Source organism: Flavobacterium xanthum (assembly GCF_900142695.1).
Lineage (GTDB): Bacteria > Bacteroidota > Bacteroidia > Flavobacteriales > Flavobacteriaceae > Flavobacterium > Flavobacterium xanthum.
The window spans coordinates 20428-42529 of the sequence record NZ_FRBU01000024.1 but is presented as its reverse complement, the minus strand read 5'-3'; the positions used below and the strand labels follow the sequence as shown (position 1 = coordinate 42529).

Below are 22102 nucleotides of genomic sequence, written 5' to 3'. Positions count from 1 at the left end.
TACATACTTTGGTTATGATAAAATCTTCTAAAACTCCGGGTCCATTTCTAACCAGCAGAAACTATACTGTTTTCGAAATACTCCAGTTTATAGTACTGGCTTCTTTAGTTTTATATTTTGGTAAAACACTTTTCATTCCTTTAAGTTTTTCATTACTCATGAGTTTTATTCTCTATCCTATCTGTAAATGGATGCAAGGAAAAGGACTTGGTAAAGGAATAGCCACATTTATTTCGATTTTAGTAGTAACGCTTTTGGCAGGGGCCGTGCTTTATTTATTATTTGCACAGTTCACAGAATTTCTAAAGGAATGGCAATCTTTAAGAGTTAAATTAGCAGAAACGATAAAGGAATTAAGTCTGTTACTTTCGGAACGATTTAATATTAGTCTAGAAAAACAATCCGACTTTATTGGTAATATGCTCAGTAATTCGGGTTCACAGGTATTTTCAATCCTACGAAGCACTGCTTATTCCGTTTCTGAATCTGTATTTTTTTTATTGATGATTCCTATTTTCTCCGCGTTACTATTGTACCACAGACAATTGTTGTCCAATGCTTTGTACCAACTTTTTCCTGCGGAGCAAAAAAATACCATTCATGAAATTTTGATCGAAACTATTCATGAATATTATAATTTCATCAAAGGAATGCTATTGGTCTATTTAATAGTAGGATTGTTAAACAGTATTGGGCTTTGGATTATCGGGGTGCCAAATCCTTTCCTTTTTGGATTTATTGCTTCTATCCTCACTTTTATACCGTACGTAGGAATCATGATATCGGCCCTGTTACCCATTGCCGTTTCTTGGATAACTTACAATTCGGTTTGGTATCCTTTAGCTGTAATTGTGGTTTTTTCAATTGTGCAATTACTCGAAGCCTACATTATATTTCCTTTTGCAGTGGGAAGCCGTTTAAAAATAAACACACTTGTTATTATAATTGTGGTAATAGTAGGCGGTATTTTATGGGGCGCTGCAGGAATGATACTGTTTATTCCATTCACAAGCATCATAAAATTAATTGCAGACCGCACGCCCAGCCTAAAGACATTATCAGTATTACTGGGAGATGGAGAAGTAGGGAAACTGTCTGAACAGCCTATTTCAAAAGATTAAAATCAAACGCCCACTCTACTTCTTTTTTATACCACAATTGTCCTTCAGAAACTGTTAATGGACAATCAAAATTATTCGTATAAAGTCCGCCAGTTCCTAACCCTTGTGGCATTGTATTTTGCTGTAAAAACGTCCATTGTGCAATGGCGTTAAGTCCAATATTACTCTCTAATGCTGAGGTAATCCACCATCCTATTTTATGCTTTTCAGCCAATGAAATCCATTCTTGTGTGCCTCGAAAACCACCTACAAAACTTGGCTTCAAAATGATGTATTGCGGCTTAATTTTTTCTAACAATTGCTCTTTTTCAGCCAAAGCAAATACACCGATCAACTCTTCGTCTAAAGCAATAGGAAAAGGAGTGATTTTACACAACTCTGCCATCCTGTCAGTGTGGTTTTTTTGTATCGGTTGCTCGATGCTATGTAATTTAAATTCAGCTAGTTGTATTAATTTATATAAAGCCATTTCTGAACTAAAAGCACCGTTAGCATCAACCCGAATTTCGACTTGTTCCGGAGTAAAATGTTCTCGTATAAACCGTAATAATTGCAGTTCTTTATCGAAATCTATTGCTCCTATTTTGAGTTTTATACACGTGAATCCTTCTGCTAATTTCTCCTCGATTTGTTGCTTCATAAACGACTCCTCGCCCATCCAAACCAAACCGTTAATCACCATTGATTTTGACCCGTTTGTAAACTCCGAAGGAAAGAGTAAAAAAGGAGTATCACTCTCCAAGGATTGGAACGCCATTTCAACTCCAAATTGTATCGAAGGAAACTCCAATAACGCTTCCCAAAGTTGTTCTTTTCCTAGATAAATATTGTCGCAAGTCCATTGTAATTTTTCTTCATAATCCGGTCGATCATCAATACTCAATCCGCGAAGGATGCCGCATTCTCCTATTCCATTTTTTCCGTCTTTTTCTAAGACAATAAACCAGGTTTCTTTTTCGGTCATCACGCCCCGAGAAGTACCTGATGGACGCTTGAAATTGAGAATGTATTTATGGTAGGTTGCTTTCAAAATAGTTTAGGTTATCCGTTTTGGGTTATCTGTTTTCTGTTATCCGTTTTGGGTTATCTGTTTTCGGTTATGCGTTTTCGGTTATCTGTTTTCGGTTATCCGTTTTGGGTTATTAGTTTTCGGTTATCCGTTTTAGGTTATCCGTTTTGGGTTTTCTGTTTTCGGTTTTCCGTTTTGGGTTTTCTTTTATTGGTATAGAATGCAAAAATAAAAACTACAGCTTGCGACTTTTAGGTCTACGATTATCAATTAATATTCAAAACTAAGAGTGCTAACACAATACTTTTAATTAATCAGCCTCAAAACTCGCTCAAAATCTTTACTTTGAATTCCCACTTTTTTGAAGTTCTCAAAATCTTGCTTCATTTTTTGTGTCCAGCTCAAGCTATCCGTTACGTTTTGTGCTTGGTATTCTTTGTAAAGTGCTTTTGCCAAAGTATAATTATCATTTAATAAATAAGCATGGGCTAAATTTAATTGTATCAATAATTCGGTTTCGTCTTGCTTCTCGCCTTCTTTCAGGAATTTTATCGCTTTTCCGTACTGCTTTGTCAACAGATAACTATTTCCAATGGCATTATAATCCAAAGCCGTTGCTTTTCCATCATTGATAACGGTTGTCAGTTTAATGATAGCTTCGCCGTGCTTTCCTTTCTTTGCTAATCCAGCGGCTTGTTTTCGCAAATCGTTGTAAACGGTATTAGAAAGATTGCTTTCGCCAAAACAACTGTTTCCAAAATCCTTAAAGGCTTTTGCACGCTCCATGGGTAACAATTTTTGGAATTCCTTAGATTTATACGTGGCTTGGATTTTATCGAGAATACAGACGCAAAAATCATCTGAACTGCTCATTTTTTGAGCTAAATTAGAAGTTTTACATTGATCGATGATTGCTTTTCTGTTATCTAGCGTCCAGCCACGACTGAGTTTGTTATCCACCCACGGCACGACTTCGAGAATGATTTTCTGATTCATGATCCAGTTTTTACTTTCGAAACCAAACCATAGATTTCCAACATTTGATTGCATACAAGCTGATTTGTCTGCAGAAAGTAGTTTAGCATCTTTACTAACGGGTGTCTCTTGAACCAAACAAGCGGCATCAGTTTTTCCAGTTTCTTTATATTGCGTTGCTACGTTGGCGCTAGAAAAAATAGCATATTTGCATTTATCTTCACCTGAGATTTTAGACAGTATAAAAACTGCTCCTGCTGAACCTTGGCTAATTCCTGTAGGGTCTGGGATGGCTTTTAACACTGAAACCAAACTACCCGCTAATTGCTGGTTTTTATCCAAAAGTGTTATTCTGAAAACAACTTCGGTGGTTCCTTCTGGAAAATCTTGGGTTTTTATAATTATACGGTCTCTGGCAGAAACTGAAATTTCTTCAGTCGTAGCGCGTGCTTTGTCCCAGTACCCGTCTTTTTGTGAAAAACTTGACTGAAAAACAATTGCGGTAAATAGTAGAAATAGTACTTTTTTAATATTCATGTTCTTCATTAACGTGATTTTATAGCCCTGATAGCAGCGGTATCCTTTACTTTTCTCCTCTCGTCTCTTGAGACGAGAGGAGAAAAGTAAAGATACAAGCGAATAGCAGGAAACAGCTCCAAATACAACTAAGATTAAGGACTAGCTTGTTTTATAATTCGATTGAACTTCCAATCTCCAATAACATCAAATCTTTTCCTTTGTTAAAGAATTTACGAATGGATTCCTCGTGGTCGATTTCTATAAATCCGAAAGTATCATAGTGGTAGCCTAGAATTTTATCACAATCCAAGAAATCAGAAGCAATAATAGCATCTTCAACATCCATGGTGAAATTATCGCCAATTGGCAAAATCGCTAAATCGAGTTTAGTGCGCATCGGAATTAGTTTCATATCCATACTCAATGCAGTGTCGCCAGCAATGTAGATGTTTTTATGCTCGCCTTCGATGACAAAACCACCTGGATTTCCCCCGTAACTACCATCAGGAAACGAACTGGAATGAATGGCATTTACAAATTTTAATTTACCAAAATCGAAATTCCAACTCCCACCGTGATTCATCGGATGCGATTGGAAACCTTTTGCAGCATAATAACCCGCAATTTCCGCATTAGAAACAATTACGGCGTTGGTTCTTTTGGCAATGGCCTCAACATCCAGAATATGGTCGCCGTGCGCATGCGTTAAAAGAATATAATCCGCTTTTAATGTCTCCAGGTCAACATGTGCCGCTTTTGGATTAGCAGAAATATAAGGATCTACAAGTAGATGTTTGCCACCCACTGCTATTCCTAAAGATGCATGGCCATAAAATGTTATTTTCATATTTTTAAATTTAAAATCAAATTCTCAATGTTCATTGTGATTCGGGATTCGAAACTGGATGTATACTTGTTGTAAAAATTATTTTTTTGAATGATTTTTAAAATTAAAACTAGGCTCAACGTTATCTTCCGCCCATCAATGTATTTACAATCAAATCCGAAAAAAAGAAAATCATGCACAAAGCGAGCAATACCGAAAGTGCAAAAGTACTCAATGCTAGTTTTTTTAATTCGGGATCTAATTCCTTAGGAATTTGATTCTTATAAACAGTAATCAAATGTTTAGTTAAAGGGATATAAGCTAATAAAAACAAGTATTGATCAAAATAAAAATCATCAAGAATAGCAAAAACAACAATTAAAACCATAGCTGTTACAATCAGACTGTAATGGTATATTTTAGCTTTAGCACCACCAATTTTTACAACAATGGTATTTTTATTTGATTTTCTATCAGATGCTTCGTCTCGCATATTATTCAAATTCAAAACACCAACACTCAATAACCCAATGGCAACAGCAGGTAACACCAACAATGAATCCAATTGTTTTGAGTATAAAAAATTCACTCCTAAAGTACTCACCAATCCGAAAAATACAAATACAAAGAGGTCTCCAAATCCTCGATACCCATAGGCTGTATTTCCAACTGTGTAGCGAATAGCAGATATTATGGAAAGAATTCCCAAAACCAAATAAAATAGCGAAAACCATAAGTTGGTATCGGTAAAAGCATAATAAATCAGTAACATCGCTGACAGTAACGTCAATCCAGATGTAATTATAATCGCGCGTTTCATAGCTTGTGGAGTAATCACACCGCTTTGGATTGCCCGTTTTGGACCTACACGATCCTCATTATCTGTTCCTTTCATGCCGTCACCGTAATCATTGGCAAAATTAGATAGTATTTGCAGTCCTAATGTGGTCAATATAGCAAAGCCAAACAATCGCCAGTTAAAAACTTCTGTTGGTGTTAAAATACTATCTGTTGGGTGTGCCAAAGCATACATACTTCCAACTATTATTCCAGAAACCGATAAAGGTAATGTGCGTAAACGTGCTGCTTCAATCCAATGTTTCATATTTTTTTATTTAAAAATTTAAAGTCTACAACTTAAGATTTGTTGTGCAAACAACTTTAAACCTTAAACTTTAAACTATTTTATTTTACATCCAATTGCTATCAGAAGTTTCAATTTCGTACAACCAGCGGTTTACCTGTTGTTTAATTATTGAATAATTCCCTAGCTGAAAAGCAATCGTGCCTCCTGCAGTATGCAGTGTTATCGAACCTATATTTAGCCTTTTGTGCCAGAAAAGTTGCGAAGTAGAAATCGCTTGAATTTTGCTAGGTTCAATAATAGCATCGCTTACATCCCAAGCGCCACTTTGCTTTATTATAAAATTCTCATTAATGAATAATCGGTTATTTATAAATTTAAAGTACTGGATCAGTCCAATAAAAAGGATACCAAAAGGAACCAAATAACTATATTCAAATACAGATGGAACAAGCCAATGCCCAATTAACATAAAAACAAACAAAGGTAATCCAATTGTAAGGAAAACGGAAAAAATAAGTTTACGAAAATTAGGCTTGAGCATTAATCCTTTTTGAGGTATTTTATGAAACAATAGCTTTAAAACAGCGTCACGTTCCGACTCGCTAAAACCGGGGATTTCTATCGCTGATTTTCTTTCTTCATTTTCTCCACTAGTGGCTTGTTTGATTTTTAGTTCAAGAATGCCCATTTTCTTTTGGAAATAATTTCTGGTAACAGTCGTTATCTGAACTTTTTCAGGTTTAATAATAGTGCTTTTTGTGTTCAAAAGTCCAAAAGACAATAACAAAGAGCCTTTCTGTCTCGCTATGTTATAATCGTAATACTTAAACACAGTCCGAATCACATTCAAAACCAAAACTGCAACAAACAAGACAATTACGCCTAGTAAAATGGTTTGTGATACTAAGTTCTGATCTATAAAAGTTCCTACTTTCTCTTTATAAATGGTATTCTCGTCTCCAAAATTTTGAAAATTCTCATAAATTGTACTAAAGAAAATAATAAGTAAAGCGACGGTTTTTTGATAATTAGAAGTAATTCCAACTTTTAGCAAACTCAAAAAACTAATTTTTATAAAAGGATGCGCTACTTCAAAGAGTTTTTGTTCTGTTTCCTCCAATGATATAGATTCATTTTTGCTAATGCTTTTTTGCCCATCATTTTCTAACAAACGAGATTTTAAATCCAAAGCCAATTGATGCGAAATGGCTTTAATAACCCCTTCCTTCTTGTTGGTTCCAGCAGTATCCACGTCCAATTCATATACACCAATCAGCTTTTGAATAAAAGACTGATTAATATTTACTTGCTGGATTTTATGCAGCTGAATTGCAGTTTTGGTTTTATTAAAAACACCTTCTCTAATAACAAATTCTTGGTTTTCTGAATCTAATAAAAAAGTGAAATTCATATATTTCAAATAAGAAACAATTCCAATACTTGCGAATAGAAGGAGCATTCCCACAACTAAATACACTTTGTTAATTTCATCAAATTTAAAAGCCCAAATTAAGATAATGGGCCATAAAGCTCTGCCATATTGCTGAAGCGTGTAAAAAAACATAACCCAAATCCCAACTATGGATTGCCTTTGTGGTTGACTAAAATCGGATCCCATTACAATTGCTTTTGTATTTTACCCATCAACAATTGTTTGATATTTTCGGCTTGTTCTTTTTCGATTCCAGGAATTTCAATATCACTAGAACTTCCTCCAGCAGTAAAAATTTCAATCTTGGCCAGACCAAAATAACGTGATACTAATCCTTCATGTAATGCCACATGTTGTACTCTATTATAAGGAATTACGATTGTGTTAGTCGCAATGATCCCATGTCGGAATAAAACATCATGATTTCTAAAAGCAAATCCTTTTTTCTTAAATCCTATAATAGAAAAGACAATTATCAAAGTTGAAATAATAGGAAGCAAAATACCTAAAATCAACCAAATTCTTCCCGAAAATAATTCCGGTTTCAAGACAGAAACTAGTGAAGGAACTAAAATAAGTATGCTAATCACGATCAATAAATTAATCAACACCACTTTAAAATATTTTGGATGTAAAGCCGTAAAAGTAACTTCTTCAAACTTTGGAAGATGGTTGGTATCGATTGTGTCGTTTGTAAAATTTTCCATTTATAAAATTTAGTTTTAAGCATACCGAGTAAAAGTTTAAAGTTCCTTTTCAAAAACAACTTTAAACATTAAACTTTCTATTCCTTGTTTTGCGACTGAACACTAACCCCGAAGTCTCGAGACTGAACACTGATTACTAAATTATGGCAACCATTTTTTCTCAAAATTAGGTTTTCTTTTTTCAAGGAATGCATTTCTACCCTCTTTCGCCTCTTCAGTCATATAAGCTAACCGAGTGGCTTCACCAGCAAATACTTGCTGTCCCACCATTCCATCGTCAGTAAGATTCATAGCAAATTTCAACATTTTAATGGCCATTGGCGATTTTTGCAAAATTTCCTGAGCCCATTCGTAAGCAGTATCTTCTAATTCAGCATGTGGAATTACCGCGTTTACCATTCCCATATCCATTGCATCCTGAGCCGAATAATTACGTCCCAAGAAGAAAATTTCGCGTGCTTTTTTCTGCCCGACCATTTTAGCCAAATAAGCCGATCCGTATCCACCGTCAAAACTAGTTACATCAGCATCTGTTTGTTTGAAAATCGCATGTTCTTTACTCGCCAAAGTCAAATCGCACACCACATGTAAACTGTGACCGCCGCCTACAGCCCATCCTGGTACTACAGCGATAACTACTTTTGGCATGAATCGGATTAAACGCTGAACTTCTAAGATGTTCAAACGATGTTGTCCATCATCACCCACATATCCTTGATGACCGCGTGCGTTTTGATCGCCACCGCTGCAAAAAGAATAGATACCATCTTTAGACGATGGTCCTTCAGCAGACAATAAAACGACACCAATGGAGGTGTCCTCTTGTGCATCATAAAAGGCATTGTAGAGTTCTGCAGTAGTTTTTGGACGGAAGGCATTGCGCACATCCGGCCTGTTGAAAGCGATTCTGGCAACGCCATTGCATTTTTTATAAGTGATATCTTCGTATTCTTTAGCAGTGATCCAATCCATTGTCAATGATTTAAATTATTTCAGTGTAAAAATAAATCATTTTTTACATTTTATCTATTCTATTTACATAAGCTTATGGTAATCCTTCTCTGATGAAAGGTTTCAAGATGTTAAAAAACAGTAAATAAAAAGCACTTTAACAGAGCCTCATTCAAATTATTTTTAAATTTAGGATAAGCTAATCAGACGAATACACATTATTCACCTTGATTAATTATTAATTCTTCACTGATTTATTAACCTAAAAAAAGAATGTATTGAATGCAATTAAAAATGTTGTCACTCCTTTTTCTACGGTAATAACTTATTATAAAAGTATAAAAGCCCTGTTAAACGAGTTAATGATACAACCATTTGCCCCAACAGTAAAAAATAAAAAGTAACACCTACGGTTAAATTAAAGATTTGTTTTTCTTGTCCTTGCGAAAGTGAGACATTAATAAAAATTATTTAGAAAATCATCTTCCAATATATATAAAACCAAAGGCTTATCGTGAACTTATTTCTTATCTCTTACGCAAGTTTTTGTACATTTAAAAGACAAACAACTCTTTAAAGTACTTTGCGCTTAAGCTACTATTTTAAAAATAGTATCTTGAATACTATTGGTTTACAGGCGGATAAAGCGACTTTAAACTTAAATTTATTTTAATGATGTTAGAATTTAATATTCTAAAACAGCATTAAAAAGAGAAAGACTAACCGTTTCCGATTAGTCTTTCTTTTTTTATTCCTTAACCAAATATATTCCGTCTTCCTTGATTTCTATTAATTTCTCTCGATACAAAGCACCAATTGCTTTTTTGAAGGTTTTTTTACTCATCTTCAAAACCGTTTTGATATCCTCTGGATGTGAATTATCAGTCAAACGCAAAAATCCTCTACTCGCTCTTAGCTCATCTAGAATTTTATCAGCATTTGGCTCAATACTTTCGTAGCCTTGGATTTGCAACGCGACGTCAATTTTATTATCGGGACGTATCGTTTTTATGTAGCCTCTCATGCGGTCTCCAGTACGAATTGCATCATCATACACTTCGTCTTTATACATCAAACCCTTGTATTTCTCGTTGATGATAACGTTAATCCCTATTTCTGTAATGTGCGAAACAATCAAATCCACTTCTTCGCCTTTTTCAACTGTTAGGTCTTCGTTTTTAAGAAATTGGTTGGTTTTGCTTGAAGCAACTAAACGATTGGTTTTTTCATCCATATAGAGATACACCAAGTAGCGTTTCCCTTTTTCCATGGGACGCGCTTGCTCTTTGAACGGAACCAAAATATCTTTTTCCATTCCCCAATCCATAAAAGCGCCTATTTGATTGGTATAATTCACACGCAACAGCGCAAATTCATTCAATAAAATGTAGGGTTCTAATGTCGTGGCAACGGGTCTTTCTTCATGGTCTAAATACACAAAAACAATCAACTCCTCACCTATTTCAAAGTCGTTTGGAACGTATTTGTTAGGCAGTAGAATGTCATGAATTCCTTCTGGATCTTGTTCTGGATTTCCCAGAAACAAACCCACTTTGGTATCGCGTAATATGGTAAGCGTATTGTATTTTCCTATTTCAATCATTTTCTTTCAATTTCTAAAGCGCAAAGGTACGAAGTTTGAAAATAGTAAATTAAGAAACGGTCCACAAAAAAACAAAGCCCAAATTCGACAGCTATTTTCTTTTTTAGGAGCAGAATTTTCAGTTCTTTCAACCTTCAAAATCAAAAACATTTCACTTCTAGTATGTCTTAATTAATATTAATAACTCCAAATGAAACATTTTAATAGTTAAGTGAAACCGATTTGAGGTAGGTAAGTATTTTTTATAACATAACAACAACAGAAGCAAAGAAATTTATGAACAATTAAATACGAAAAGTATTCGAAAATTTATATTTCATTATAACACTTTGTAATATAAATTCTATATTTTTGACCAAGAAGAAAAGAAATTAGATTTCGATGAACATTCTATATTTTGTTTTTCGAACGAAGGTTTGTAACGTCTTCTATATTAGTTTACAGAAAGTTTACTCATTTTGGCAAAAGATAACTTATAAATTTTGATTTCAATTTTTTTATAAATTAATAAGATACAGCCTACATAAAGTAAATTATTATGTTAACGGGTCGGAACGAATTTAATCTAAAAAATATGTTTCCAAAGTTTTCGACCTTAATGGCAGATTAACTGCAAAGAAATATTAAAAAAAATGATTACAAAAACAAAAACATTTTTACTTTTAATTACTGCATTGGCACTAACTTTGTTTAGTTGTGCTGAAGAAATTTATGATGGAACAATTGCTAAAAGGAATTACGATAAAATTTCATTCGAACAATTTAAAAAAGAAACTGGACTAGAAAATTTCGATACTGTTTTGAAAACAAATCTTTTGCAAATCAGAAATGCAGATAGAACCTACGAGGTTTCAGATTTTAATATTTCTACCGATTTAATAAAAAAATTAGTCGTAAAGAAAAAAACTACATACACTTTTAGAGTGTTTCCAATTGTTGCCATTCCTACAAATGAAATTTTTAACTTAACTGTTTTTTATAAAAATGGCTGGCAAATGATTATTCTAAAAGTTGCAGCCCCTAATCTTTATTAGCAAAAGAATTTGAAAGTTACAGAAAAAAAAATTTCAAAAGTTTTTGCAACATCTAAAAACATAACTTCAAGAACTTGTACAATAATATCAGTTCATAATTACCACTGCACAGGAACGGGAAGTTGTGCAAGTGGAACTTGCGACGGTTGCAACTATTGTGTAGATTCGGATATTTACACTCTATGCTCTAATGATGCAACAAGTCCGGCTATCAATTATTTAGCTGAAGCACCAGGTGGAAGCACAGGAGGTGGAAGCGCTGAATTTGACGATATTGTAGTGCCAGATCCATTTGAAGACAATGACGGTGATTTAAGCAATCCAATTACTCAATTAAGAGTTAAGTTTTATACTTTTTATCAAAGTTTAGGTCAAGAAAATTCGCAAATAAATAATTTATTTACCAGTAATGCATGGCTGTCAAATGTTTTAAGTAGTTACTTTTTACAAAATGGTTTTACTGATGCTAACAAAACCAATATTCAAAATGCTTTAATTAAATTCGTCACATTTAATGATAATTTTTATAGTTCAAATTCTACCTACAATCAACAACAAGAATTTAAACTTTGGGCTTTGATTTATTTTTTAAATAATCCAAGTGTAACTTTACAACAATTTAATAATTGGTTTTCAAGCAAACAAGTGGAAGAAGAAGGAGAATTTTCCGAAGAATTTTGGAACAACCCTAATTTGTTAATACAACAACAAAATTTACCAACATTTGAAAGTTTTAAAAGTGCATGTCCAACAAGCACTACAACTGCACAAACTTTATGTAACGGTATCGGAGGTGAAGTTTTAACTATGTACAATGCTGTTGTTGCACAAAATAAAAAACTAAACACATGCGCATTAAGAATATCTAAGGCTTTAAATTATTCGGGAATAATTATTCCAAGTTTACCTGATAATCCCAATGGTACAAAAAATACAATAGTTGGTGCAGATGGTAAAAATTATATAATTAATGCAAAAAGTTTAAACAAATGGTTAAGAAAAACTTTTGGAACTCCAACTGGAGACAATCATATAACAAATTCTCAATCTGGAGTAAAAGGGATAAATTTTCCGAATTTAATATTGAATAAAAAAGGGATTTATTCAATGATTGCTAGAGATGAAATACAATCCACTTGGGGAACAGGTCATGCAGATTTATTGGAAAACGGTACATGTTTACTTAACTGTAACTTTTATGATGTAGACAACAATTTTGTGCCAGTTGATTATATTGATATTTGGATTTTAAATTAAATAAAATGAGAAATATAAAAATTATTTTAGGGCTACTTATTCTTTTGATTTCATGCAAATCTAATCATAGGAATAATTTTGAGTATAACCTTGGAGCAAATGAAAATCAGTGGATTAATAATTTTAAAACTGAAACCTTTTTTTCTTGTCTGCGAGTTGCGTACAAAAATGATACGATTTTTAAATTAATTTCAAAAAAAGATTTAATGTATTTGTATGAATCGACTGCGCTACAACATGACATAATAAATAAAAATGTTGAAAAAATTATTGCAAATACTCCAAAGCCAGTTCTACCAAAATGTGAAGAATGTGAACCGGAGGAACAAATAAATAAAAAATATTTTTGTGCTACTTGCTTAAGTTATTATGCAAGTAAAGAACTCGATTCGATTGCAAAAATTGAATTTAAGAAATATAATTTGAAATAAAAAAATTTAAAGCAGATTTCAAAATGATGAAATCTGCTTTTTAAATTAAACCTTCTGCCAACAGCTAGGTTTTCGTTGCGTGCGCAGCACGAACAGTGAAAACCGTGTTGAGCGGAACCGCTCACTGGCAGGAACTATGGAGTTTTCGTAAAGTTGTAAGTGAGATATTCAAGAGGATTTAGAGTCCTTTTTTTTTGAGAAGTATTTTTTAGTTTGCCATGGTGTTTTCCCCCCTAGTCCGAGCATTAGGTAACTCCCCGCTGAACGAAGTCTTTTTTAAAAAGTAAACTTTATTAAAAAATGTAGTCTGCTGCGCGAATGTCTCTGACTTCGTGCTTACAAATTTGAGCAGAAAAACCTACAAAAAAAGCAACTCATATAACTAGGTTGCTTTTGTTGTTTTTAGGAAATTGAAGCTTGTTATCAACGGGATAAAAGCGACATATAGCCCCGATAGCAGTGAAAATACGCTGCTGCCGGGGTTCGGCAGTAGAGATTGTAACAGATAGCGGGACCGAGAGTTTTATGGAAACGGAGTGTCTAATACTAAAAAATAACACGCTCCAAAAGTGTACAAGGAAGTGCAAAAAGTAGATCACCCTCCTACTTGCGCAATATTGCATTAAATTTCACAAATCCAGTTTAAAATAACAATTCTTAAAAATGGGGCTGCTTTACTTATTTATTTTTCTTTTTTTCATAACTTTGAGAAAACTAAATTAATTGCTCCATGAAACTAAATACCATTACTTCATTTCTATTTTTAATTTGCTTTTCACTTTCTAGTATTGCTCAAACTACAGCCGACGATCCTGAAATAAAAAAAATGCTTTCTGAAGTGAAATCAGAAAACATGGAAGCTACGGTTCGCAAATTAGTATCTTTTGGAACCCGACATACTTTAAGCGATACAAAAAGCAACACCCGCGGTATTGGCGCTGCGCAGCGTTGGGTAAAATCAGAATTTGACAAATATGCTTTGGCATCTGGCGGAAGACTGACTTCGGTTATTGATTTTTTCACCATCAAAGCGGATGGAAGACGTATAGCCACCGACAGCCAGCTGGGAAATGTCATGGCGACCTTAAAAGGAACTGATCCTACAGATGATCGTGTACTAATTATTAGTGGCCATTTAGACTCGCGAGCTTCAGATGTTATGGATTCCAAATCAGATGCGCCTGGTGCCAATGATGATGCTTCCGGAGTAGCTGCCATGATGGAACTTGCTAGAATAATGAGCCAAAGAGAATTTCCTTTTACTTTAATTTTCGTAGCTGTTGTAGGCGAAGAACAAGGATTGTACGGAGCCAAACATTTAGCCGATGTTGCCAAAAATGGAAAATGGAATGTAGTTGCGATGATCAACAATGACATGATTGGAAATAGTTTGTCTAGCGGAACGATGCTAAGAGACAACACCAGAGTTCGCGTTTTTAGCGAAGCTATTCCGTACCTAGAAACGGAAGCCGAATCAAAAATGCGCAAGGCAACTAATCGTGATAATGACAGTCCATCGAGACAATTGGCTCGATATATCAAAACAGTGACCAATCAATATGTAGAACAATTAGACATTAATTTAGTGTATCGCAACGACCGTTTCTTGCGTGGTGGCGATCATACACCTTTCAGTCAAAATGGATTTACAGCGATTCGTTTTTGTGAAATGAATGAAAACTACGATCACCAACATCAAGATGTACGAAAAGAAAACAACATCCAATATGGTGATCTTGCTGAATTTATGGACTTTGAATACATTAAGAAGGTAACCTGTTCTAATTTGGCTACTTTCAGTAACTTAGCCTGGTCTCCAAAAGCTCCAACAAATGTTGGAATTGAAGTAAAAGACCTTACTAATTTCTCCACTTTAGTATGGACTGCTCCCGAAGGAAAATCAGTTTATGGCTATAATATCCTTATTAGAGAGACATCGTCTCAGCACTGGGAAAAAGCAATTTTTGTAAAAGACACTAAAGCTGAAATTCCGTATTCAAAAGATAACTTTTTATTTGCTGTACAAACGGTTGACGCATTAGGGCATTCCAGTTTACCTGTTTTCCCAGTTCCAATTCGTTAAAAATGAGTTATTTTATAATCCAAAAAGCGTTCGCTGTTTAATATGCGAACGCTTTTTTTTACAATTATTTGTTATTTTTTCACTATTTTACATTTAATCATCCATTTTACGAATACTTAAAATAATCAAACTAACTCCCTAAAATACTGCAGCAAAATACTATCGTTTTTTAATGTTGGTGTGAAAACTTCTAAAATGCTAAACCATCTTCGCCGGAATAGGAACAGACACCAAAACAGATGGCACTATAATCGGTTAAATATCCAGAACTAAATCTAATGATTTCGAAAATTCATTTTCATTATTGCTATTATAAAAAGGTACTGCCGTAATCACATAATTATCAGTATCGATTTTAATAGTATTTTCTTCATTGCCAATCGATTTCAGAAACTCATTTTTCCAATCATCATAAATCATTAAATGTTCTCCCTTAGGCTCAATAAAAACCTGATACGTCAGTTCTTTTCCTTTTTTTTGTTTGCAGAATAAAATAAAGTCTGGTTCGAAAGCTCTGCCCTGTTTATCAATAATTTTAATTTCTCTCTCATTCCGAATTAAATAAATATTTTTGAATTTTTGATTCAAGCTTTCAAAACGCCTTTTAAACATTACTACAAAAGCTTTTTCCTCACTTGTTCCGTAGTTCGCATTGTATACATACCAAGGTTCATTGGCAACTAAAGTTTCCTGACCATTTGCTCTTTCGTTTTCTTTATAAACTCTAATTTCTTTGTCTTTAAAAACCTTGTGAACATATTCTTTGATGTAGTCGGAACCTTCAAACTCCGTCAAGTTAGATTTTATTTCCTTTTCAATGGTTTGCAAAAGTCCCTGAATCGCTGCTAAATAATCGCTATTGCTAATGATTTCCAATCTAGTTTTAGACGCATTTATAGTGATTTTTAAACTTCCCAAATAATCATCATTATCAATGAAATTTGTTAACGAACTTACATTTGGAAAAAACCGTATTAAGTTATCAAAATAAAAATAGGGATTTTGAGCCAAAGCAAAACGTATAATGTGTTTTGGAATTTGTTTCAAAGGAAAATCTTTCGGAATTATTAGTTCATCATTAGAAATTGGATTCTCCATTTCGAAGAAAACACTCGACATTCTGCCAATGCCAGAAGAAAGTGAAATCACAAAATTCCGTCTTGCAACTCCTAAATCGGTAAACGATTTTACATTAGAGTAACTTTTCGCAATTTTCTTGTTGTAAATAACTTTCCCGGTTTTGTAAAAATCGGTTTGCTTAAAATCATATTTTAAAGTAAGTTGTTTTGTTACCAATTTATCCTCATCTTCATAAATACCCGATTCTACGAGTGCTTTTTTCAATTCCGAAATATAACGACTGTCCTCTTTAGTATGATAATACAGCTCTTCCAATATTTTCAAATCGTTTGACACATCATCATCATATTTTCGGGTAAACTTGTCTTGTCCTTCCTCTAATGCAAACGGAAAATACCTTGCTCCTCGCCCAATTAACTGCGCCTCCGCAAGTGTCGTTGCCCCTACTTTTCCATCTTTTCCGTCTCTGGTTTCATACAATCGAACAATATCAAACAAGTTCAACACGTCCCATCCTTCATTCAATTTTTGAACGGCAAACACCGCTCTAATCGGGTTGTTTTCGTCTTCTAATGTGTTTAATAATAGCTGATTTTTCTCCGCTTCAGCATCGTTATTAGCACTAATACAATTTTCAAATTTAAAATTCGACTTAATTCTTGTGGCAATTTCCGAAGATGAAATATTTGCTTTGTCGAAAAATACAAAAGCCTTTTTAACTACTGAAACACTGGACAAATTCCTAATTTTATCAATTGTTTGAGAATTCATCCCATCAATTAAATCATGAAAATTTATCTTATTTTGTTCTGATTCTTTGATAGTTTTCTGTGCCTTAAATAATATAACCGGTTTTAGATTGATATTGTTTGCGGTTGCCAATTCCTGCCGATATTGGTTTAAAATTAAGGCTTGAATAATTCTTTCTTCTTGTTCAAAATCGGAACGGATTAAATTAATTTCTTTGGAATATTTGTCAATTCTAAATTGTGCCAAGTCATATTTAAAAATCACTTTATCCTGATACTTCTTTACAATCTCGGCGCTTTTATAATCTAAAGTAGCCGTAAATTCTAAAAGAATGTTGTCAAAATTCTGATTCAAAATTTCCAAAACAGTTCCTTCCCAACTCCCAAATAAGTCTCCTTTGTTTTTGGTAGCGGAGCTTAAATGGTGCGCTTCATCTGCAATTAATATCATTTTTTGGGTTGCAAAATCTTCGTAGGTAACGCTATTTTCTTTGGTATTATTCAGGTCAATATGCAATTGCTGAATGGTCGTGAATTTGATATTGATGTTTTTATCATCGGCACTTTCAAAAGTATCCGTTTCTTTGATATAGACTTCTTTTCCGTCAATTACAATCTTGTCACTGAATAAATATTTTGAAGTCTGTGCATTCAAAAAGTTATCTTTTGTTTTCTTGATGATGTTATTTGAATTTACAAAAAACAAAAAATTGCGATATCCTTTTTCATACAAATACAACATCAAACCTGCCATAACAAGTGTTTTTCCGCTACCTGTTGCCATATTGTATAACAGATGAAAAGGCTTTTTGGGCTTACCCGTAAAATCTTCGGTATGGCAAAGTATGTAACGCTGGAAAGACTCGATCTGATATAATCTTTGACCGTATCCAGATTTCAAATTATCTAAAATAAAATTTGGAACCGGAGTTTGTTTTATAGTTCTTTCGCCAAATTCTTTAACCAATTTATCATACAAAAACGCCATAGACTATCATTTTTTAAAAGTTTTTTTGTCCTTTCGCCCAAGGAAACCCAAGAGCAAAAATCAAATACGTGAAGCAAATCAAATAAAGAGAGCAACTACTAAGATTGCGTCGTTCCTCGCAATGACAAGATTGCGGATTATTTTAATTGGTAAAAATCCTCTGTTATTTTCTTCTCTTCTTCCGTACAGGCAAAATCACTGTCATCAAGCGAAGACAGATTGACGTACAATTGGTTTTTATCTAACAAAGCCACCAAATGCTGTTGCTGTTCAGTCAAGGACAACTCTTTAAATTCGTTAATATGTTTTTCTTGTTTTTGCAAATCAACATTGTAATTCAAGAAAGATTTTGATTTCATCTCCTCCCAAATTTTCAATAAATCGTTTGTTGAACTTGCCGAACCAATTTGCTCTATAAAAGTTTGATTGTATTTTTTGAGTTCTAGGTAAACGAATTCTCCACCGCCTTGCCAGTTTACGGCTTTTGAAATACCTGTTCCGTCACCACCAATAACATTCTGCAACCTTTTTACACTATCATTATCACCATAATTCAATTGCTCCATCCCAATATATTGAATCCCCAACTTATGTGCTGCAGCAGCTGTGCTTCCACTACCTAAATGATAGTCTAAAACTATGTCCCCTTTTTGAATATCTACTATTTCAAAAATTTTAGATAAAAACAATTCAGGCTTCTTTCCATTTTTAAATTTAACTCCGCCTTCATTTGCCGCATTATTAAATTCCTTTTCGAAGTCATAATAATTAGGATATGGATTTCCTTTATCCTCTTGTGTCCCGATAGGTTTTCCTTGATAATAAAATCCGTTTGTTCCTGTTTTTTCAAATGGTTGTCTAATAAATCTAAAGCCTAATCCATCTCCTTTTTCTCCCATTTTTAAAACTTTATATAAAGACCCTAAACCATCTTGTGTTCTTCTATTTCGTAAATTCAATTCGTAGAATTCAGATGCTGAACCTTTTTGAGTTATCAATGAACCTCGTATATTATATTCTTTAAGTGAACCAGTTTCTAATTTTATAAGTTCATAATCTTCCTTTTTAAAAATTTCAACTTCAAAACCTGCAATTATTTCAATTATCGACTTAACTCCATTTTTAATTTTTATATCAAATTGATAATTATCTTCTGGATTCTTATCCGTGTTAAATATTCTGTTGGGATTGTAGTCGGGCATACCATAACACAATGCTTGTTCAATAACCTTTTGATAACGTATATCCTTCCTAAGAATTCGATTTTCATGCCTAACTTTAAAATGGAAAATATTCTCAAATCCTTCCAGACCAAAAATTTCATCGCAGATACATTTTAGATATGTGTATTCATTATCATCACAACTAATGAAAATAACACCTTCTTCTCTTAATAAAAACTTTGCAACTTCTAATCTATTTCTCATAAAAGTCAACCAAGTAGAATGATTAAAACTATCATTATACTTAAATGTGTCACTACCAGTATTGTAAGGTGGGTCTATATAAATCAGCTTCACTTTTCCTGCAAACTCTTCCTTTAAAGAATGCAAGGCTAAAAGATTATTTCCTTTTATAATAAGATTATCTGTAATTGTACCTTGCTCATTTCTAGTAAACGAATCTAACGTTTTCCCATTTGGAGTTAGGGAGTTGTACCGTTTTGCATTAGTCAGTACTTTTGGTTCTAAAAGTTGGGTAATTTCATCTTGTGCAAGAATTTCATTAAAAAACACCTCTTCGCGTTTGTCTTCTTCACGGCTTTGTCCGCCCTCTAAAATGCAATCTTTAAACGGCCAAACCAACGCCACTTCATTGCGTTGCTTTAAATATTTCCCGTCAATAGTTAAACCAACTTTGTTTTTATAAGCGGTATAACTGTCGTTTAAATAGTTTTTCTGTTCAAGGAATTGAATAAACAAGGATTGGTTAAACACTAAAATTGGTACTATTGTACTTGTAGAAGTACTTTTTACAGTAATAAAAAATCTGGATTTTAATTCCTCATCATCCAGCAATAACTCAATTAGTTCGGGGTCGTAGTTCTGTGCCTTGCTTATAACCACCCATTTCTTTAGCTTTCCGTCATCGGTAACAAAATTGGGTTCTTTTTTCAAAACGGATTCCAATGCAGCGTATAGTTTCATGCTTTTTGTCCAGGCGACAAAAAATCAGGCGCAGGCTAATTACCTTACTTGTATTCTGCGGGAGTCGAAGCCCGTACCTACAAAGCAAAGTAACGCCCACGCCTTTGCGTGAACGTTAGCTTAAACTTCCCTGTAGGTATTGTGAATTTCGACTTTTCAGAATACAGGATTTTCGCTAAACGCTAATTTTTATATGTCTTTAATTAATATCTATAAATTTCTTTTTTTTAAGGAAACAAATATAGTTTTTCAATTTTAGAAAAGGAGATTGTTTTGGAGAAAATGTTTTGCTAACTAATACAAAAGTTGACAAGTCCATTTATTCTACATAAATAACTTTACACCTAAAAACAATTAGATAAATAAACTTTTGCCCTCAATTAGGATAGAATTCAAGAATAATAACTTCTACACCAATTCCCTAAAATACTGCAACAAAATACTGTCGTTTTGTAATGTAGGCGTAAAAATCTCCAAAATACTTGGCTTCTCATTTTGACTATACAAAGTATTTAAACCGTTTGCCAGACTTGCTTCATTACTTGCAATAGTATAATCAAACCCATACATTTTAGCTAGATGTTCGGCCGTTAAGCAATGAGAAGTTTCAAAAAAAGTATTAAAAACAGGACTTTCTTCATGACCAGGCAAAATCCTAAAAATGCCTCCACCACCGTTATTGATTAATATTATCTTGAAGTTTTTTGGAATATAATTGTTCCATAGCGCATTACTGTCGTATAAGAACCCAATATCTCCAGTGATGAAAATGGTTTGTTTTTCATTGGCAACAGCCGCACCAATAGCCGTTGATGTACTTCCATCGATTCCACTGGTTCCGCGATTACAATACACTTCAATCGAAGGGTCAATATCAATTAATTGTGCATATCGAATGGCGGAACTATTACTTATTTGCAATTGACTATTCTTAGGTAAGCTTTTAATCACTTTTTCAAAAACTACAAAATCCGAAAAAGGAATTTTGGACAAATAAATTTCATGTTTCTTTTTACGCAACTTATTTACCGCATCCATCTTACTGAAATAATCACTTTTTATAGGTGTTGTCAAAGGTAAAAAAGATTCAAAGAAACTATTTGGATTAAGTTCAAAATGCTTTGTCAAACCTCCAAAAGTATCATACGCTCTTAAAGTATCAATATGCCAATGGTGTTGCGGTTTATATTTTCGTAAAAAGGCTTTAATTCGTTTAGAAACAATCATTCCTCCAAAAGTCACTAGAATTTCCGGACGAAAAGTCTCAAAATCATCATTAGTAAAAGGCGTAATTATCGTGTCAATATTATTTATAAACGAAGGATGATGTAAATTGGATGTGGTTTCTGTCATCACCACCACCGACTCTTCTTCCGCTAGAAAATTAATAGTTTTATCATTAATTGCGTTGGGTTCATTCACGCCAACCAAAATCATTTTTTGAGTAGAATTGTTCCAAATTTTCACAAATTCAGATAAATCTTCAATGGCAGGCATTGGATTTAAATTTGCGAAAGCATTCACCATTACATCAACAGAAAGCTCCGAAACGGTCTCATATAAAGGTTCTTCAAAAGGCGCATTGATATGAACCGGTCCCTTTGTATTCAAAGCAATATCAATCGCTTGGTTAATCTTATAATCATTTTCTTTGGAGACTGCTTCGTTTAAATTAGCATTGTATAAAGAATGATTTGCAAATACATTTTCCTGACGGATTGTTTGCCCATCACCAATATCTATCTTGCTTTGTGGCCTATCCGCCGAAATTACAATCAATGGAATCTGACTGTAAAATGCTTCCGCAAAAGCCGGATAATAATTTAGTAAAGCAGAACCCGATGTACACACTAAAGCCACGGGTTGCTTGGTTTGTTGGGCTATTCCCAATGCAAAAAAAGCAGCCGAACGCTCGTCAGCAATACTGTAACATTGAAAAGCGGGATTGTTTACAAAACCAATTGTAAGCGGGGCATTTCGAGAACCCGGAGAAATAATTATGGTAGTGATTCCTTTGGCCAAACAAATTTCAATAATGCTTTGTGCTAAAGGTATTTTGGGGTAAATCATTGTTTTAGTTTCAAAGAAACAAAGTTACAAACT

General features: G+C 33.7%; 16 protein-coding genes. 5 read left to right on the top strand and 11 right to left on the bottom strand.

The features are described 5' to 3' along the window. Positions 1-14 precede the first annotated feature (14 nt). The gene (locus BUC11_RS11095) at positions 15-1121 is read left to right on the top strand and encodes an AI-2E family transporter (protein WP_073354080.1); all 1107 of its coding nucleotides are present in this window, start codon (positions 15-17) and stop codon (positions 1119-1121) included. On the opposite strand, the gene BUC11_RS11090 is transcribed toward BUC11_RS11095, so the two are convergent. The 8 genes from BUC11_RS11090 to BUC11_RS11055 all read right to left on the bottom strand — a co-directional run bounded on the left by BUC11_RS11090 (position 1105) and on the right by BUC11_RS11055 (position 10230). After that, on the bottom strand, positions 1105-2151 hold the full coding sequence (locus BUC11_RS11090) for an o-succinylbenzoate synthase (RefSeq protein ID WP_073354079.1): 1047 nt from the start codon (positions 2149-2151) through the stop codon (positions 1105-1107). The two genes, BUC11_RS11095 and BUC11_RS11090, sit on opposite strands and share 17 nt — an antisense overlap. A 285-nt stretch (positions 2152-2436) precedes the next feature. Then, complete coding sequence (locus BUC11_RS11085) at positions 2437-3651, bottom strand: tetratricopeptide repeat protein (protein ID WP_317041243.1); 1215 nt, start codon at positions 3649-3651, stop codon at positions 2437-2439. A 142-nt stretch (positions 3652-3793) separates the two neighbouring features. Beyond that, positions 3794-4471, bottom strand: coding sequence for a metal-dependent hydrolase (locus BUC11_RS11080; RefSeq protein ID WP_073354075.1), 678 nt, complete (start codon positions 4469-4471; stop codon positions 3794-3796). 121 nt (positions 4472-4592) lie between these two features. Continuing rightward, positions 4593-5555: a 1,4-dihydroxy-2-naphthoate octaprenyltransferase gene (gene menA / locus BUC11_RS11075; protein WP_073354074.1), complete on the bottom strand. Its 963-nt coding sequence runs from the start codon at positions 5553-5555 to the stop codon at positions 4593-4595. 85 nt (positions 5556-5640) lie between these two features. Beyond that, positions 5641-7155, bottom strand: a complete 1515-nt coding sequence (locus tag BUC11_RS11070) for a PH domain-containing protein (RefSeq protein ID WP_073354071.1) — start codon at positions 7153-7155, stop codon at positions 5641-5643. Beyond that, a complete protein-coding gene (locus tag BUC11_RS11065) occupies positions 7155-7676 on the bottom strand; it encodes a PH domain-containing protein (protein WP_073354069.1) in 522 nt (173 codons plus the stop codon). The genes BUC11_RS11070 and BUC11_RS11065 overlap by 1 nt, the downstream gene beginning before the upstream one ends. A gap of 141 nt (positions 7677-7817) precedes the next feature. Continuing rightward, the gene (locus tag BUC11_RS11060; protein ID WP_073354068.1) at positions 7818-8648 is read right to left on the bottom strand and encodes a 1,4-dihydroxy-2-naphthoyl-CoA synthase; all 831 of its coding nucleotides are present in this window, start codon (positions 8646-8648) and stop codon (positions 7818-7820) included. A 727-nt stretch (positions 8649-9375) separates the two neighbouring features. Then, positions 9376-10230: a CvfB family protein gene (locus BUC11_RS11055; protein WP_066077373.1), complete on the bottom strand. Its 855-nt coding sequence runs from the start codon at positions 10228-10230 to the stop codon at positions 9376-9378. A gap of 632 nt (positions 10231-10862) precedes the next feature. Between BUC11_RS11055 and BUC11_RS11045 the strand changes: the two genes are divergently transcribed. The 4 genes from BUC11_RS11045 to BUC11_RS11030 all read left to right on the top strand — a co-directional run bounded on the left by BUC11_RS11045 (position 10863) and on the right by BUC11_RS11030 (position 15035). Further along, positions 10863-11264, top strand: coding sequence for a hypothetical protein (locus BUC11_RS11045; RefSeq protein ID WP_073354065.1), 402 nt, complete (start codon positions 10863-10865; stop codon positions 11262-11264). 9 nt (positions 11265-11273) lie between these two features. Then, the gene (locus BUC11_RS16775) at positions 11274-12521 is read left to right on the top strand and encodes a T6SS effector amidase Tae4 family protein (protein ID WP_073354063.1); all 1248 of its coding nucleotides are present in this window, start codon (positions 11274-11276) and stop codon (positions 12519-12521) included. A gap of 5 nt (positions 12522-12526) precedes the next feature. Continuing rightward, a complete protein-coding gene (locus BUC11_RS11035) occupies positions 12527-12952 on the top strand; it encodes a hypothetical protein (protein ID WP_139259468.1) in 426 nt (141 codons plus the stop codon). A gap of 730 nt (positions 12953-13682) precedes the next feature. Continuing rightward, entirely contained in the window at positions 13683-15035 is a 1353-nt protein-coding gene (locus tag BUC11_RS11030) for a M28 family metallopeptidase (RefSeq protein ID WP_073354059.1), read from the top strand. Between the two features lie 255 nt (positions 15036-15290). Here BUC11_RS11030 and BUC11_RS11025 read toward each other — a convergent pair whose 3' ends face one another. The 3 genes from BUC11_RS11025 to menD form a co-directional block, all read right to left on the bottom strand. Next, on the bottom strand, positions 15291-17852 hold the full coding sequence (locus BUC11_RS11025; protein WP_073354058.1) for a DEAD/DEAH box helicase family protein: 2562 nt from the start codon (positions 17850-17852) through the stop codon (positions 15291-15293). A 137-nt stretch (positions 17853-17989) separates the two neighbouring features. Next, a complete protein-coding gene (locus tag BUC11_RS11020) occupies positions 17990-19999 on the bottom strand; it encodes a DNA methyltransferase (protein ID WP_073354056.1) in 2010 nt (669 codons plus the stop codon). Between the two features lie 408 nt (positions 20000-20407). Further along, positions 20408-22069, bottom strand: coding sequence for a 2-succinyl-5-enolpyruvyl-6-hydroxy-3-cyclohexene-1-carboxylic-acid synthase (gene menD / locus BUC11_RS11015; RefSeq protein WP_073354055.1), 1662 nt, complete (start codon positions 22067-22069; stop codon positions 20408-20410). Positions 22070-22102: the final 33 nt, after the last annotated feature.